The sequence below is a fragment of the Xanthobacter aminoxidans genome, from assembly GCF_043193615.1.
Taxonomy (GTDB): Bacteria; Pseudomonadota; Alphaproteobacteria; order Rhizobiales; family Xanthobacteraceae; genus Xanthobacter; species Xanthobacter aminoxidans.
Genome location: NZ_JBAFUS010000001.1, coordinates 530,035 through 546,215 on the forward strand (window position 1 = coordinate 530,035; position 16,181 = coordinate 546,215).

The following is a 16,181-nucleotide window of genomic DNA, read 5'->3' on the forward strand; positions in this document are numbered from 1 at the left end:
GCTTTCAGCCTCCCGCGCTCTGGGACGAGCGGAAGGCCCAGGCCACCATGCGCCGCTCGAACACGGCGAAGATCGCGTACATGAGGATGCCCTGGATGGCGAGGGAGATGAGCCCGGCGAACACCAGCGGCATCTGGAAGTTGGAGCCCGCCTGCACCATGAGATGGCCCACCCCCGCATTGGCGCCGATGGTCTCGGACACCACCGCGCCGACGAAGGCGAGCGTGATGCCCACCTTGAGCGCCCCGAAGAGATAGGGCCCGGTGCGGGGAATGCCAACCTTGCGCATGATGTCGAGCTTGGAGGCGCCGAGCGCCCGCAGCACGTCCTCCAGTTCCGGCTCGGTGGTGGCGAGGCCGGTGGCCACGTTCACCACGATGGGGAAGAAGGAGATGAGGAAGGCGGTGAGGATGGCCGGCACCTCGCCGATGCCGAACCACATGATGAGGATGGGCACCACCGCCACCTTGGGCACGGAATTGAACCCGATCATCACCGGATAGAGCCCGCGATAGATGGTGCGCGACCAGCCCACCACCACGCCGAGCGCGATGCCGAACACCACCGCGATGGCGAACCCCGCCATGGTGGTCCACAGCGTGACGAAGGAGTTCTTCAGCAGCGGCCACCAGTATTTCACCATGGCGGCGAAAATCTCGGTAGGCGCCGGCAGGATGAAGGTGTCGATTTTGAACAGGCGGCAGGCCGCCTCCCAGATCACGAACAATGCGACGGTGAAATAGACGGGGGCGAGGTTCTCAACGGAGAGCTTTTTCATCATCTCACGCCGCCTGCCGCACTTCGGCGATCTTGTTGCGCAGCTCGTGGACTAATCCGGTGAACTCTGGCCGGTAGCAGACATCGAGATCGCGCGGCCGGGGGAACGGCACCTGCCGCGTCTCCACGATGCGGCCGGGGCGCGCGCTCATCACGTGGATGGTATCGGTGAGGAAGGCCGCCTCGCGCAGATCATGGGTAACGAGGATGACGGTGAAGCCGAATTCCTGCCAGAGGTCGCGCAGCACGCACCACAATTCCTCGCGGGTGAAGGCGTCCAGCGCGGCGAAGGGCTCGTCCAGCATCAGCAGCGCCGGCTGGTGGATGAGGGAACGGCAGAGCGAGGCGCGCTGCTGCATGCCGCCGGACATCTCCCAGGGAAAGCGGTCGGCGAAGGCGCCGAGGCCCACCACATTGAGCAACGCCATGGCCTTGTCCTGAAACGCGGCCTTGTCGCGGGAGAAGCGGCGGCGATAGGGCTCGACGATCTCCAGCGGCAGCATCACATTCTGCAGCACGGTGCGCCACGGCAGGAGGTTGGCGTGCTGGAAGGCCATGCCCGCCACCTTCACCGGCCCCTTCACCTCCGCGCCATCGATGGAGACGGTGCCGGATGTGGGGCGGATGAGGCCGGTGACGAGCTTCATCAGCGTGGACTTGCCGCAGCCCGAAGGCCCCACCACCGCCGCGAACTCGCCCTTGCGCACATTCAGCGTGGTGCCGGCCAGCGCCGTCACCGGGCCGGTGCGGCCGGGATAGGTCAGGGTCACATTGTCGAGGACGATCACGGGGAGGCCTTTCGGTTCGGCGTCGGCCACTCCCCGGACAAGCGACACCGCAGGTGGAGCGCCGATCCGGGGTCCAGGGGAAAAGTCGGCGAAGCCGGCGATCGCCCCGGCGGCCTCAGGTCAGGTCGCTTTCGGCGATCCCTTGCGCTGGACCCCGGCTCGCATTCCGCTGTCGCTGCATGCGTCCGGGGTACGAAATCGCGTCACATCTTCCGCTCGCTCGCCGGCGGCAGGTACTCGCTGGTGAAGATGTCCGCCGCCGTGGGCTTGGCCTTGAACTCGTAGGTGATGCCCACCTGATCGATGGACTTCGCCAGACGCGCGGGGTCCACGTCGCCGGTGCCATTGGCCTTCACCCAGTCGGTGACGATGTTGTCCTTCAGCGCCATTTCGAGCCGGGCCAGCTCGATGGCCTCGTCGGCCGTCTCGTTGCGCTTCATCACGGACTTGATGGCGCTCTTGGGGTCCTTCGCCGTGTCGATGATGCCCTTGATGGTGGCCTTCACGAAGCCCTTCACCACCTCGGGATGGGCCTTAGCGAAGTCGGGGTTCACCATGATGGCGTTGCCGTAGAGCACGAGGCCGTGCTTGGACATGAGCATCACCGCGATGTCGTCCGCCGGCACGCCCTTCTGGCGCAGGTTGAAGAAGGAGGAGAAGGAGAAGCCGGTGATGGCGTCCACCTTGCCGTCGGCCAGCATGGGCTCGCGCACGGGGAAGCCGATGTTCTCGATCTTCACCTTCTCGGCGTCGATGCCGTTCTCCTTCACGAAGGCCTTCCACTGGGCGAAGGCGCCGTCCGGCGCGGGGGCGCCGAGGATCTTGCCTTCGAGGTCCTTCGGCTTGGTGATGCCGGTCTTCTTCAGGCTGACGATGGCGAAGGGCGGCTCGTCATAGACCATCTGGACGGCGGTGACCTTCTTGTCCGGGTTCTGGTCCCGGAACTTCATCAGCGAGTTGATGTCGAAGAAGCCGATGGGATAGGTGCCCGCCGCCACACGCGCGATGCCGGCCACCGAGCCGGGGCCGCTGTCGATGGTGACGTTGAGCCCCTCGGCCTTGTAGTAGCCCTTGTCCAGCGCCACGAAATAGGGGGCGGACGGCCCCTCGAACTTCCAGTCGAGCGCGAATTTCACGTCGGTCTCAGCCAGCGCGGGCGCCGCTGCCAGGGTGGCGAGAACGGCGGCGAACACGGAACGCATCAGGCCCATGAAAAAGCTCCTCGGTTTCGCTGCCGTGGACTGCAACCGCCATGCCAGCGGCCCCGCACGCCGTAGCGGCAGGCCACGGGCGCCCGGACCGTCGCGGATCGGCCACTGCCGCACGATGAGGCAGGCAGCCTCTGCCCTCAAGATCGGCAGATTGCTTAGGCCATAAGCAAACTGCGCTCTTCCCACCCTGCTGGACAGATCCCGCCGCCTGGGCCACTCCATCAATGACAGATGCCGACAAGCGGAGGGGCCATGGCACGGCGGGTGCTGCTCACCTGGGAACAGGGCGCGGGGTTCGGCCACACCATCCAGCTGGCGCGGCTCGGCCGGCGGCTCGCCGAAGCGGGCGCGGAGGTGGCGGCCGCGGTGCGCCACCTGCAGAATGCCGGGCCGCTGGCCGAAGCTGGCATCCGCCTGATGCAGGCGCCGCCGTGGCCCGCCCCTGCCCCGCGCGCTGGCGACCATATCCCGGCCTCGGCGACGCTGACCGACAGCCTCGCCCGCGTGGGCCTGCGCGATCCCGACAGCGTGCGCCCGGTGCTGCGCGCGTGGCGCGACCTGATGGATGTGGAGCGGCCGGACCTGGTGGTCTGCGACTATGCCCCCCTCGCCGGGCTTGCCGCGCGCGGGCGCTGCCCGGTGATGCAGGTGAGCACGGCCTATTGCCTGCCGCCGGCGGACCTCGAAGCCATGCCGGTGTTCCACGATTTCATGCCGTCCCAGCATCCGGATGGCGAAGTGGTCGCGGCGGTCAACACCGCGCTGGCGGATACGGGCCTTGCCCCCATCGACCGCATCGGTGCCCTCTTCACCGGCGATGACGCCTTCGTGCGCAGCTTCCAGCTGCTCGATCCCTACGCGGACCTGCGCAGCCGGCAGGCGGAAGGCCCGGTGATGACCGAGGCCATGCGCGAGGCGTCACCCGATGCCCGCACCGTCTTCGCCTATGTCCACACCGACGTGGCCTCGCGACCGGACATAGCCGCGGTGCTGATGGCGCTGGCCCCACGGCTGGAAATCTTCGTGCCGGGCGTCGACCGCTCCTGGCTCGCGCCGCTCTCGGCGGCCGGGGCCATCGTGCATGGGCGGCCGGTGTCCATGGCGGAGGCCATGACCCGAACCCGCCTGCTGATCCATCAGGGCAGCGCCGGGGTGGCGGCGGATGCGCTGGCGGCGGGCGTGCCGCAAGTCACCTTCTCGGTGCATGTGGAACACTGGCTGAACGGCGAGGCGCTTGCCGCCGCAGGGCTCAGCCGCAATTTCCCGCTGTTCCAGCCCGATGCACGGGTTGCGCCGGAGCCGGTTCTGGCCGCGCTGGAAGACAGGGACATGGCCATGATCGCCGCAGCGGCCGGCCGGATGCACCGGGCGGAACTCGCCGCCCGCGATCCGCTGGACGCACTGACGGAGCGCTGCCGCGCGCTCCTCTAGGCTCGCTCAGTAGCCGATCGGCCCGCCGCCACCACCGCCGATAGGTCCACCGCCGCCCCCTCCCCCGCCGCCACCGGGGAAGCCCGGAAAGCTCGGGATATTCGGGAAGGTCGGCAGGTTGGGGAAGCTCGGGAAGCCGCCACCGCCGCCATAGCCGCCGGGGAAGCCGCCGCCACCGCCACCGTAGCTATAAGGCGGCGGGGTGACAGGAATGACGACATTGCCCTGGTTCTGCTGGGAGGCCTGCTGGGCGATGGTGTCCGCCTCGCCCTGAAGCGCGGTGTTCACGGACCGGCAGGTCGCCGCCGCGAGGTCCATGGTGGTCTGGCCCTGCACCGGCACGCCGCACGGATGGCTGGACCCGCGGTCGAGGCCGGTCGTGTCCGCGACCGGGCCGCGGCGCCCGCCGGTCTGGCCGGTCTGGCTGCGGGTCTGGGCGATGACCGCGTCGATCTGGGCCTGCGAGACGCGCACCGGACCGCTCATGCCACCGCGCCCGACCGTGACCATGAAGCCGGGGCGGCGGATCACCACCGTCTCCCCGCCCGGCCCCACCACGGTGAGGGTGCCGAACTGGAGGATGGCCTGGGTCTCGCCGTCGCGGTGGATGATGGCCGCGACGCCGCCGCGGATGCCGATGGTCGCCACCGGCGTCTTCACCTCGGCGCCGCCGGTGTGGCTGGCATTGCCGCCGACGAAGCGCGCCGCGCCCTTGGTGAGGGTGAGCGCCATGGAGCCGGCCTTGGCGTTGGGATCGTAGACGAACTCGTCGATGACGAGGTTCGAATTGGGGCCGATGTTCAGCGTGGTCTTGTCCACGAACAGGACCTGCACGCTGCCGGCGGAGCTGGTCTCGATGCGTTCGCGGTGGATGATGCTGGAGCCGAGTTCCAGCGTCCGCACGCCCGACCCGGCGTTGCCGGTGGAGCGGGGATTGACCGCGGCGGCCGTGCCGACGCTGTTCTGCGCCAGCGCCGGGCCGGTGGCGGCCACGATGGCGAGGGAGGCGACCGAAGCCAGGAGACGGGCGGGGGTGCTGATGGGCATGATGCGTTGCTCCTCAGAACCGCACGTTCGGGCCGATGGAAACGCTGAAATTGTCGAACGCATAGTTCGGCAAGGTCGAGGTGGACCAGCTGTACTGGACCTGCGTCAGCAGCCCCCACTGCTCGTGGACCGGAACGTCCAGCGCGAGGCCGACCCGGTACTGGTTATCCTGTTCCGTGATGAACCGGGTGATGAACGGGTTGGGCGCGTCGTAATTGTAGCGCGTGTAGCCGACACTGGGGATGGCGATCCAGCGCTTCACGCCCCATAGGCCCTGGAACTCGAACGGCAGCGCAAGGTCCACCGCGAAGGTGTTGTAGGAGTACCAGGGCAGGTCGCCCGAGGCGTCGTTGTAGGAGAGCCGCGCGCGCCAGCGCCAGTCGTCGGTGATGCGGCCGAAGGCGTTGCCGCCCACCGTCCACATCTCGCCGCTCTGGAACGACGCGGTGGGATAATCCTGCGACGACTGGTAGTCGCGCTGGCGGATCTCCGCGAAGGGCTCCAGCCCGAACCAGGCGCTGAACGGCAGATAGAGCGAGACGCCCGCGCCGTAGGTGCCGAGATAGCCGCTGCCGCCCAGCGCCACACCGCCGGCGAGCACATAGGCGCGGATGGACGAGCCCGGCAGTGCGTCCGGCGCCAGCGCGAAGCGCGGACCGGTGTTGAATTCGGCAAAGCCCAGGTTCAGCTGCTGCAGCTGGAACTGCTGCGAATAATAGAGATTGAGGTTGGTTTCCCAGACATCGCCGCGCTGGTTGCCGAAGTCATAGACGTGGCGGATGGAGGCGAGCGCGAAGGCGTTGCCGTCCGCCTGCGCGGCGGCGCTCGGCGGCAGGAGCGCGCCCACATCCTGGCCGATCACGAGGCGGCTGGAGGGACCGTAGTTGGCGTTGGACTGGTAGCGCACGCCCACCTGCCCGTAGACGCTCCACTGGTTGGTGGAGAGGCGGCGGTCGATCTCCACCAGATAGGCGGCGATGTTGTCCCGCTCCTGCCCGGTCAGTTCCGGCGACTGGGCGATGGGCTCGAAATAGGCGCGCGCGGATTCATAGGAGCCGAGCCGGTAATAGAGCCGCGCCAGCTCAAGGCGCACGCGGACCAGCTTGGGATTGTAGAAGAGGATGCGCTCGTAGACGCCGATGGCGGCCTCGTAGTCGCCCACCTCCACCGCACGCCGGGCAAGGCGGAAGGCCAGTTCCACGTCCGCAGGACGCTTCATGGACTGGTCGAACAGGGTGTTGAATTCAGGGTCGGAGTCCGCCAGCACGGTCTGCTGCGCTGCCAGCGCGGGTCCCGCCAGCACGCTCAGCGCCACAGCCAGCACGATGCCGCGCACGGACGCCCTCTCCCCCAAGCTACCCCTGCTCGGGTCCGCAACCCGAGTATTGTACCGCTTCACCAGCATGCCTGACCATCCGGCTTGTGCTGGCAAGGCCCCGCCCCTTGCCCATGCAGCGATCCTTACCATTGCGGGTGCCGGAAGGGGATTCCGCGCGCCGGACAAGCCAAGGATTAATGCGCATTTCCGTGAGGTAAAAGCATTTTTGCCACAGGCGCCTGAGCGACGCGCCACGATCATACCGCCACGCAATCCTGTCCTCGCAATTCGCAGGACAGCGCACCTGGGACCGCCCGAACCCCTCGCATTTTCAGATTGCACGGATGCAATAAACATAGACTTTCATTCCATAAATGTTTGCATAAATTGACCTCAACGGCGGCCACGGTGCCGCCCAGAGGATCAAGGAGCAGACCCATGCGCAGCATCGGACTTCACCACGTCACCGCCATCGCCGGCCCGGCCCGTCGCAATCTGGACTTCTACACCCGCACCCTCGGGCTGCGGCTGGTGAAGAAGACCGTCAATTTCGACGATCCCGGCACCTATCACTTCTATTTCGGCGACGCCGCCGGCTCGCCCGGCTCCATCCTCACCTTCTTCCCCTGGGAAGCCGCCGGCACCGGCCGGGCGGGCGTGGGCGAGACGCAGGAGACCGCGTTCCGCATCCCGGAGGCGGCGGTGAGCTACTGGACCGAGCGCCTCATCGGCGCAGGCCTCGCGCCCGATCTGCCGGAGAAGCGCTTCGGTGAGACGGTGATCGCCTTCAAGGACCCGGACGGGATGCGCATCGCCCTCGTCGGCGTCCCCGGCATCGAGGCCGAGCCCGCCTGGGCCGGCGGCGAGGTGCCGGAGGCGCACGCCATCCGCGGCATGCATTCCGTGACCCTCCTGCTGAAGGAGGCCGGCGCCACCGCGGACATCCTCACCGACGTGTTCGGCTTCGAGGAGGCCGGCCGCGAAGGCACCCGCATCCGCTACCGGGCGCCGGGCGTGGCCGTGGGCGGCATCGTGGACATTCGCGAGGCCGGTGGCTTCCTCTCCGGTCGTCAGGGACGCGGCAGCGTCCACCACATCGCCTTCCGCGCCGCTGACGACGCGGCGCAGGCCGAGATGGTGGAGAAGCTGACGGCCCGCCACGGCCGCCACGTCACCGAGCAGCGGGACCGGAACTACTTCCGCTCCGTCTACTTCCGCGAGCCCGGCGGGGTGCTGTTCGAGATCGCCACCGACGATCCCGGCTTCGCCGTGGACGAGGCGCCCGAGCATCTCGGCGAGGCGCTGAAGCTGCCGGCCCAGTACGAGGCGCACCGCGCCGAGATCGAGCGGGTTCTGCCGCAGGTCGCCTGAGCGGACAGGCCCTACACCCCATCATCGCCCGGCCGCGCCAGCGGCCGGGTCGGAAAGGAACAGCCCCAATGACCACCGTTCCTGATGCGCTTGCCGCCCCCGCGCGGGGCGCCCTCTCCTTCACCCACCGCTTCTTGCCCGCCACCGATCCGGCCGCCGCACCGCTGCTGCTGCTCCACGGCACCGGCGGCGACGAGAATGATCTCATCCCCCTCGGCCGGATGCTCTCGCCCGGCGCGGCGTTGCTGTCGCCCCGCGGCAAGATCAGCGAAGGCGGAATGCCGCGTTTCTTCCGCCGGCTGGCGGAAGGCGTGTTCGACGAGGAGGACGTGGTGCGGCGCGCCCACGAACTGGCCGATTTCATCGGCGAGGCGCGCGCCGCCTATGGCCTTGCCGCCCCGGTGGCGGTGGGCTTCTCCAACGGCGCCAACATCGCCGCGGCCATGCTGATGCTGCGTCCGGACGTGCTCTCCGGTGCGGCCCTGCTGCGGGCCATGGTGCCGCTCGCCAACCCGCCGGCGGGCACCCTTCCGGGAACGCCGGTGCTGATGCTCTCGGGCGCCGCCGACCCCATCGTGCCCGCGAACAACGCGGCCCGGCTGGTTGCCCAGCTGGAGCAGCGGGGCGCCCGCGTGGAGCACCGCACGCTGCCGGGCGGCCATGGCCTCACGCCCACCGACATGACGGCCATGCGCGACTGGCTCACGCGGACCGGCGCGGCGGCGGCCTGAGGCTCAGCGCGCCGGTTCAGCGCGCCGGCTTGGCCGAAGCCGTGCCGCTGCCACCGCCCTGCTTCGCCGCCGCGATGATGGCGGGCGCCAAAGCATCGGCGAGGCAGGCGTAGCCGGCGTCATTCATGTGAAAGCTGTCCCACGACAGGGTGCCGCGGAACCCCTTCGGGTCTTCCGCGGCCCACTGCTTCATCATGGCGTAGCGGCGTAGCAGCGGCACGCCGCGCGCCGAGGCCGCCGCATTCACCGCCGCGACGAACGCCTCATAGCGGGCGAGATCGTTGATGCCGGGGAAATACTGCTGGTCGATGACCACCACCGCTGCGCCCGACGCTGCGATGGCGGCGAGGCCATCGGCAACCGTGGCGCGCAGCCGGGTCGGATCGCCGCCGAAGATCACGTCGTTCGTGCCCACCTGCCACAGCACCAGTTGAGGCGCCGGCTGGGTCTGCACGAGCGACTTGAGGCGCGCCAGCGTGGACGGCCCGGTCTCTCCCGAGACGCCGGCATTCACCATGGCGACCCGCCCTTCGCCCAGTGCCGCTGTCAGGCGGCGGGCGAGCTGGCTCGGATAGTTGGTGTCGCCGCTCGATGCGCCCACGCCTGCCGTGGTGGAGGAGCCGATGGCGAGGATGCGCAGGGGCTGGCCCTCCCTGAGCGCCTTGACGCCGGCAGGCATGGACAGCGCCGGCGAGGGCCGCGCCGTGCAGCCCGCGGCATGGGCGGCATTCGGCCCGCCGGCAACAAGGAAACCGCCCAGAACGGCGAGCAGCGGGACCGCAAGGAAACGAAGGCAGCGCATGGGGAAGGACCAATCCGGAAGAAACGGCGCCCGCCGAACGGACGCCGGGGCGGATTGAACCCAAGGCGCGCGCGACGTCAACAGCAAAGCTCCACGGGGCGCCTCGCTCCGCCGCGCCTCACTCCGCCGGGCCTCACTCTGCCGCGCGCATGGGGGATGCCCCCTCTTGCGGCCGCCCATCCGCCTTCACCCGGGGATCGGTCCAGCGGCCCGCCTCGATCTCGGCGATCTGCCGCGAGACGTCGCGCACCACCTTCCGGGAGAAGGGGCCGAGATGCATGTAGAACAGCGCCAGCGAGAGCAATTGCTCCAGCCTGTCCAGCCGCTTGAGCCCGCGCAACGCCACCGGCCAGATGTGCACCGCCGCCCGCGGATGGCGCCAGGTGACGGTGGCGAGCACGCCGAACAGCCGTCCGAGATCGGCGACCATCTGCCTGACGTCGATGGGCGCCGGCGGGGCCGGCGGCTCGGTCGCGGCGACCGCCCCTTCCTGCCGCCCGACGAGTTCAGAAAGCCGGCGGATGCGGCCGAAGAAGGCGCGCGGGGCATAGACCCGGGCATAGACCTCGCGGTAGCGCCGCAGCACGTCGATGCGCGGCTCCAGGGTCGCGAAATTGAGGCCGGCGCCGGTCTGGTCCCCGTGGCGGAAGTCTTCTTCCTTGATCGGGAACATCCGCCCTTCCCGCTCAAGCCGGCGGGAGAGCTGGGTATCGGGAAGCGCGTAGAGCAGGCCCAGCGAAACCACCGGGATGGCCGCCTCCTCGATCAGTTCCGCCATGGCGTCCGCCGCGTCGGGGGACTCATTGTCGAAGCCGACGATGAAGCCCGCGATCACCACGATGCCGGCGGCATAGATCCGGTGGACGCTGGCGGCGATGTCGCGCTTGGTGTTCTGCTTCTTCTGCGTGGAGCGCAGGACCTCGGGATCGGGGCTCTCGATGCCCACGAACACCAGATAGAATCCGGCCTCAGCCATCTGATCCAGCAGCGCGCTATCGTCCGCGAGGTTGAGCGAGGCCTCGGTGGAGAAGTGGAACGGGTGGCCGTGCGCCCGCTGCCATTCGATCAGGTGCGGCAGGAAGGCCTTCACCGCCTTCTTGTTGCCGATGAGATTGTCATCGACGAAATCCACATGGCCGCGATAGCCGAGCGCGTAAAGCGCATCCAGCTCCGCCAGCATCTGCGCCGCCGTCTTGGTGCGCGGCACCCGGCCATACAGCTCGATGATGTCGCAGAACTCGCAGGTGAAGGGGCAACCGCGCGAGAACTGCACGCCCACGAACAGGTAGTCCGGCAGGTGAAGCAGATCGAAGCGCGGCACCGGCGTTTGGGTCACGGCCGGCCGCTCTTCGGGCGTGGTGATGAGGCCGGAGCGGGCACCGCTCTCCCAGGCTTCGACGAAGGCGGAGAGCGTCGCCTCCGCCTCGCCGAGGACACGGAAGTCGGCGGCCGCATAGGCTTCGGGGCTCGAGGACACGTCCGGTCCGCCCACCACCACCACCTTGCCCGCCGCCTGCATGGCAGCGACGGCGGCCAGCGCCTCCTGGCGCTGGGGCAGCATGCCGCTGACGAACACCACGTCCGCCCATTCGAGATCAGCCGGGTCCAGCGCACGGGCGTTCAGGTCGCACAGGCGCGCCTCCCAGTGCGCCGGCAGAAGCGCGGCGACGGTGATGAGGCCCAGCGGCGGCGCCATGCAGCGCGCGCCCTTGAGCCGCGCCAGCTCAAGATTGCGCCAGAAGCTGTCCTGCGCAAACCGCGGATAAAGTAACAGTACCCGGACGCTCGACATCGCCGCCCCTATCGCCGCCCACATGATTCGCAGATGACCATAGGGCGGTTGCGGGACCGTGTCATCGCAACGGACCATGTGGCCTCAAGGGCAAGCTGGATCGCGGCCACGGCTTGCGCGACCACGGACACGTCAGGCGCGCGTTCCCCCCGTTTGATCGTCGGCCGAGATGGCCCCGCCGCGCACGAGTTGGGTCGGCGCCATATGGGCATCGCGATAGGAGACCATGCCGTCACCGATCTATTTTGTATCGTTTATTTCCTCAAGAAATAACGGGAAGTGCGCCGCGATATCGTCGACTTCCATGATGTGGTAAATGTTGAATCGGTAGGCTGGCCCAAGATCGACCTCCGGGGGCGTAAAGGGAAAGGCCAGATTACCAGCGGTCGACATGCGCCCCTCGAACCCCAGATGCAGCAGATATTGCTTGGTCGTCCGCATCACTTGCATGGCGCGGTCCGGGTTTGGCGCGAGACACTCGCCGAGTATGAAGACTTCATGGGGCGAAGGGGGCGCGCCATCGACGTCGAGCGGACGAACGCCGTCGATGCCGTACAGGCGGAACGCGAGCTGGTAGTCCTCCGGCGCGTTCTCGCACACGAGGTCACGCACCACTTCCTTGATCCGGTCCACGACCCCCGCGATGTGCAGGATGAAATTGGGATCCGCCGCCGCGCACAGCAGCACGGCCCGCGACCCGACGGACACGGCCCCCTCCAGTTTGATGGTCTGGCGCGAAGCGGGGCGAAAGTCCGCGCCGGAGACGCGGGTGCGCCGCGCGTCCAGCGCCTCGAAGCGGGCGTTGGAGAGATCGACCGCCCCGGCCGGCTCGCGGATGGTGAAAGGGTCTGCCTGTTCATAGAGGCTGTGGCCGGCCACAGAGGCCGGGGTGGCGGCGCGCTCGGGGTTCATGCTTTCAAGCTCGAACCCGTCGCGATCTATCGTCGCCAGGATCGCATCGCGCCCGCCGGGACGGCAGCAAATGGACGCACATTCGACGATTTTCGCCATGTGGATCGCCAGCCCCACCGGAAGGCCGGCCATGATCGGCAAGGCGGAGAAAATTCCGGTATCGCATGCGCGGCCGGCGATGATCACGTCGGCGCCGGACTGCAGGGCGCGCTGAAAGGCCTCCACACCCATTTGCCCGACGATGTGAGCGGCGGCGTCCACATCCGCCTCTGTGAGGTCGGGCATGGTATCCACCGGTCTGATACGGCCTTCGCGCAACGCCGCCTTGACGGCGGAGCGGGAAATGTCGGCGGGCATGTATGCAAGCGTGAAGGACAGGCCGTCTTCCGCAGCGATCTCGCGCACCAGCTCCAGCGTGCCTTCCAAATGCGGCGCGGCGCCCGCCGATCCGGCAGAGCCGATCACCAGTGGGACGCCAAGCTGCCGGGCGCCACCAAGGACCCGGCGCAGATCCTGCTTCGTACTGGTCCGGGATGTGGCCATCTTCCCGCTGCCGAGATAGGCGGGGCCAATGTCGATCGACCCCATGTCGCAGCCGATCATGTCCGGCCGGCGCGCAAGGCCGGCCTCGAATGCCGCCGCGGGAATGCCATAGCCGAGCTGCCCTGACGCCCCGAGGATGCGGATGCTGCGCCGACGGCCGGACGCGATGTCGTCGAGAAGCGTGCCGATGCCGTTCATAAGTCGATTCCAAGCAGCGGCGCGTGCTGTTGGGCGCCGTAGACGTCACGGTCGCCGGGATCCCCCGACATCACCTTTCGGGGGATCGATATCTTGATGGCCAGCGCCGGACGGTAGATGTGGACGGCAACCCGCTCCAGCGCTTCGCCATAGCGCCGCGCGACCTCCGCGCGCAGCGTTTCAGCCGCGGCGGCCACGTGGTTGAAGCGGTCCTCGTCGGGAAAGACGAGATCGAAGGTCAGGACCAGCGGCCCGGCATTCTTGCTCCGCAGAACGGAGACCATTTGATCGAGCCGCATGCGCCTGTCTCCGGCTGGTCGATCAGTTCACGCCGACGGCGTGACGGCCGGCGATCCGGCCGAAGACGGCCCCTCGCAGCACCGAGGTTGCCCCGGTATACCGGCCGTAATAGATGCCCATGGTCTCTCCGGCCGCGTAGAGATTGGCGATGGGCTGCCCGTCGTGGTCGACCACCTGGGCATTGGCGTTGCAGCGCAGTCCGCCGAAGGTGAAGCAATTGGCCGAACTGATCGGCCACGCCCGGAACGGCCCCTGAGCGAGGGGCAGCGCCCAGTTCGACTTTGGCGGCGAAATGCCCTCGGTCGCGAGCCCGTCACACTCGAGCGGCTTGAACGTGCCCGGCCGCGTCGCAGCGTTGAAGGCCGCCACCGTCGCAGCCAGTTTCTGCGGCGGGATGTCGAGCTGAAGCGCGAGGCCTTCCAGCGTGTCCGCCGTGAACGGCTTCTTGTCGCTCCGCACCGTGCGCTGCCAGTTCGGCACATCGTCCAGCCGCGCGTCGCAGATCACATAGGCGGTTCCGCCCGGCAGCCGCCCGATCAGGCGTGCGATGTTTTCATAGATCGTATCCACGGTGCCCGACGCCTCATCGACGAAGCGCTGGCCGTCGCGATCAACCAGGATGCCATAGGGAAACACGAAGACGATGGGCTCGGACTGCCCCGATCGCGGGTCGATGGGCTCGGCGTGGTACTCGGTGTAGTCACCGCAAGGAGCCGCTCCGGCTTCGAGGGCCATCTTGATGCCCTCGCCGCGATTGTAATAGCCGCCCCGGGCGACGGGACGGATGTACCGCGCCTGCGCCCCGTAATAGCGCGCCTGCATCTCCGAATTGCCTTCGAACCCGCCGCAGGCCAGCACCACCTTCCCGAGGAAGCGGCGCATGCCGTCCCCCGTCTGCGCCATGATCCCGGCGACCGACCCATCCTCGGCCCGCACGAGGCCGCGCGCGCTGGTCTCGTAGTGGAAGTCGACGCCGAGCTTCTCGGCGGTGGTGGCAAGCGCCTCCACCAAAGCGAGGCCCCCGCCCACCGGGCAGATGCGGGTGGTGGAGGAGGTGATCAGATACGTCGCCATGTCGGAGAATTTGATCCCGGCGCCGCGAAGCCAGGAGAGCGTCGGGCCGGCCTCCCGCGCGAGCGTCGAGATCACCTCAGGATCGGTGAAGGAGAGCGCCTTCACGATGGGGGACCAATCCGCATAGGGACGGCCGGTTTCGGCGATCAGCGACGGATCGAGGTTCCACCCCGCGTTCTGCATGAAGTGCTCTTCGAAGTCGTCGGAGACCTCGTTTTCGTTCTTCATGCGCATGAAGGCTTCGGTCCAGCGCGTGTTGCCGCCCCGCTCCTCGATGCAGGAGCGCTCAAGGACGGCCACGCGGCGACCGGTCTCAGCGGCGGAGACAGCGGCGGAGAGGCCCGCAATGCCGCAGCCGACAACAACGACGTCGTAAGCGTGCTCGATCATAGCTTGACCGCGAACGGATCGCGCTCCTCGTTGGAAAAATCGATCATCACGTTGCGAATGCTCGTGAATTCATCGAGCGCCACTTCGCCGCGCTCGCGCCCGAAGCCGCTCTCCTTGAAGCCGCCGAAGGGCGCCTGGACCGCGACCGCGCGATACGTATTGACCCAGACCGTGCCGGCCCGGATGGACCGGGAAACGCGCATGGCGCGTTGCAGGCTTTCCGTCCACACGCCGGCCGCGAGGCCGTAGCGGGTGTCGTTGCCGATCTCGATCGCCTCTTCCTCGGTATCGAACGGCAGGATCGACAGGACGGGGCCGAACACCTCCTCCTGGGCGATGGTCATGTCGTTCCGGACATCCTTGAAGATGGTGGGCTGTACGAAGAAGCCCTTCCCGAGCCCCGGGCCTTCGGCGGCGCCACCGCCGGCGGCGAGGGTCGCGCCGTCCCGCTTGGCGGCGTCGATCATGCCGAGGATGCGGGCGAACTGGGGCTCGTTGGCCGCGGTGCCCATCTCGGTCGCGGGATCGCAGGGATCGCCGAGCCGGATGCGGCTTGCGCGCTCCACCAGCGTCTCCACCACCTGGTTGTAGACGCCGCGCTGAACCAGCAGGCGCGATCCGGCGATGCAGGTCTGGCCGGTGGCGGCGAAGATGCCGGCCAGCGCACCGATTATCGCCTTCTTGAGGTCGGCATCGTCGAAAATGATGTTGGGCGACTTGCCGCCCAGCTCCAGGGTGGCCGGCACCAGGGCCCGGCCCGCCACGGCGGCGATCTCGCGCCCCACGCCGGGGCTGCCCGTAAAGCTCACGCGGTCGATCCGCCCCGAGGCCAGCAGCGCCTTGCCGACCCGCGCATCCCCGGTGACGACGTTGACGACGCCGGGCGGAAAGCCTGCGGCCTCCACGAGTTTCGCGAACTCCAGCGTGGTCGCCGACGCGTGCTCGGAGGGCTTGATCACCACGCAATTGCCGGCGGCCAATGCGGGGGCGAGCTTGTTGGACAGGAGCCCCATGGGGGAGTTCCAGGCAGTGATCAGCACGCACACGCCGATGGGATCGCGCACCGTGTAGTCGAGCGTGTCGCGCTGATCGAGCGGGATGGTCTTGCCCCAGAGCTTGTCCGCATAGCCGGCGAAGAAGCGATACTGCCGCGCCGCGAACAGCATCTGGCTCTGCGTCTCGCGGATGACCTTGCCGTTGTCCGTGCTCTCCAGCCGGCCCATGCGCGGCGCGTCCGCGGCCAAGAGGTCGGCGAGCTTGGTCATCAGCCGCGCGCGCTCGGCACCGGAGGTCTTGGACCAGTGGGTCTCGAAGGCCGTGCGGGCGGCCGCGATGGCGTCCGCGACCTGCTGGTCGCTGGCCTGCGCCAGCGAGGCCCACTCCTCGCGCGTGTAGGGGTTGATGGCGGGAAAGCGTTCCTGTCCCGGTTCCTCGACCCATTGGCCGTTGATGAAGAGCTTGTAGTGCGTCATGCGGAAACTCCGGCGATGTCCTGG

At 68.3% G+C, this 16,181-nt stretch carries 14 protein-coding genes; 3 read left to right on the plus strand and 11 right to left on the minus strand.

Features of this window, described 5'->3' with window-relative positions; genetic code table 11:
* Nucleotides 1-4 precede the first annotated feature (4 nt).
* From V5F74_RS02350 to V5F74_RS02360, 3 genes are all read right to left on the minus strand, one after another.
* Nucleotides 5-781: an ABC transporter permease gene (locus V5F74_RS02350; protein WP_371745079.1), complete on the minus strand. Its 777-nt coding sequence runs from the start codon at nucleotides 779-781 to the stop codon at nucleotides 5-7.
* A 1-nt stretch (nucleotide 782) separates the two neighbouring features.
* Complete coding sequence (locus tag V5F74_RS02355; protein WP_394006062.1) at nucleotides 783-1,565, minus strand: ABC transporter ATP-binding protein; 783 nt, start codon at nucleotides 1,563-1,565, stop codon at nucleotides 783-785.
* 203 nt (nucleotides 1,566-1,768) lie between these two features.
* Nucleotides 1,769-2,776 (minus strand): ABC transporter substrate-binding protein, encoded by a 1,008-nt coding sequence (locus V5F74_RS02360; RefSeq protein WP_374254233.1) that lies wholly within the window; start codon nucleotides 2,774-2,776, stop codon nucleotides 1,769-1,771.
* Nucleotides 2,777-3,028: 252 nt separating this feature from the next.
* Here V5F74_RS02360 and V5F74_RS02365 point away from each other — a divergent pair, with 252 nt between their 5' ends.
* Nucleotides 3,029-4,207: a hypothetical protein gene (locus V5F74_RS02365; protein ID WP_394006064.1), complete on the plus strand. Its 1,179-nt coding sequence runs from the start codon at nucleotides 3,029-3,031 to the stop codon at nucleotides 4,205-4,207.
* Nucleotides 4,208-4,213: 6 nt separating this feature from the next.
* Here V5F74_RS02365 and V5F74_RS02370 read toward each other — a convergent pair whose 3' ends face one another.
* Entirely contained in the window at nucleotides 4,214-5,254 is a 1,041-nt protein-coding gene (locus tag V5F74_RS02370) for a FecR family protein (RefSeq protein WP_394006066.1), read from the minus strand.
* A 13-nt stretch (nucleotides 5,255-5,267) separates the two neighbouring features.
* Nucleotides 5,268-6,590 carry a tetratricopeptide repeat protein gene (locus tag V5F74_RS02375; protein ID WP_394006068.1) on the minus strand — a complete coding sequence of 441 codons (1,323 nt, stop codon included), beginning with the start codon at nucleotides 6,588-6,590 and terminating at the stop codon, nucleotides 5,268-5,270.
* A 420-nt stretch (nucleotides 6,591-7,010) separates the two neighbouring features.
* Here V5F74_RS02375 and V5F74_RS02380 point away from each other — a divergent pair, with 420 nt between their 5' ends.
* Both V5F74_RS02380 and V5F74_RS02385 read left to right on the plus strand, forming a co-directional pair.
* Nucleotides 7,011-7,943, plus strand: a complete 933-nt coding sequence (locus V5F74_RS02380) for a ring-cleaving dioxygenase (RefSeq protein WP_394006070.1) — start codon at nucleotides 7,011-7,013, stop codon at nucleotides 7,941-7,943.
* Nucleotides 7,944-8,011: 68 nt separating this feature from the next.
* Nucleotides 8,012-8,674 carry an alpha/beta hydrolase gene (locus V5F74_RS02385; RefSeq protein ID WP_394006072.1) on the plus strand — a complete coding sequence of 221 codons (663 nt, stop codon included), beginning with the start codon at nucleotides 8,012-8,014 and terminating at the stop codon, nucleotides 8,672-8,674.
* A 16-nt stretch (nucleotides 8,675-8,690) separates the two neighbouring features.
* Here V5F74_RS02385 and V5F74_RS02390 read toward each other — a convergent pair whose 3' ends face one another.
* The 6 genes from V5F74_RS02390 to V5F74_RS02415 all read right to left on the minus strand — a co-directional run bounded on the left by V5F74_RS02390 (nucleotide 8,691) and on the right by V5F74_RS02415 (nucleotide 16,157).
* Nucleotides 8,691-9,476: an SGNH/GDSL hydrolase family protein gene (locus V5F74_RS02390; RefSeq protein WP_394006074.1), complete on the minus strand. Its 786-nt coding sequence runs from the start codon at nucleotides 9,474-9,476 to the stop codon at nucleotides 8,691-8,693.
* A 133-nt stretch (nucleotides 9,477-9,609) separates the two neighbouring features.
* A complete protein-coding gene (locus V5F74_RS02395; RefSeq protein ID WP_394006076.1) occupies nucleotides 9,610-11,268 on the minus strand; it encodes a radical SAM protein in 1,659 nt (552 codons plus the stop codon).
* 240 nt (nucleotides 11,269-11,508) lie between these two features.
* On the minus strand, nucleotides 11,509-12,921 hold the full coding sequence (locus V5F74_RS02400; RefSeq protein WP_394006078.1) for an acyclic terpene utilization AtuA family protein: 1,413 nt from the start codon (nucleotides 12,919-12,921) through the stop codon (nucleotides 11,509-11,511).
* Nucleotides 12,918-13,220, minus strand: a complete 303-nt coding sequence (locus V5F74_RS02405) for a DUF4387 domain-containing protein (protein WP_029558089.1) — start codon at nucleotides 13,218-13,220, stop codon at nucleotides 12,918-12,920. Before V5F74_RS02405 ends, V5F74_RS02400 begins: the two co-directional genes overlap by 4 nt.
* Before the next feature lie 22 nt (nucleotides 13,221-13,242).
* Nucleotides 13,243-14,685: an FAD-dependent oxidoreductase gene (locus V5F74_RS02410; RefSeq protein ID WP_394006080.1), complete on the minus strand. Its 1,443-nt coding sequence runs from the start codon at nucleotides 14,683-14,685 to the stop codon at nucleotides 13,243-13,245.
* On the minus strand, nucleotides 14,682-16,157 hold the full coding sequence (locus tag V5F74_RS02415) for an aldehyde dehydrogenase (RefSeq protein WP_029558087.1): 1,476 nt from the start codon (nucleotides 16,155-16,157) through the stop codon (nucleotides 14,682-14,684). The genes V5F74_RS02410 and V5F74_RS02415 overlap by 4 nt, the downstream gene beginning before the upstream one ends.
* Nucleotides 16,158-16,181: the final 24 nt, after the last annotated feature.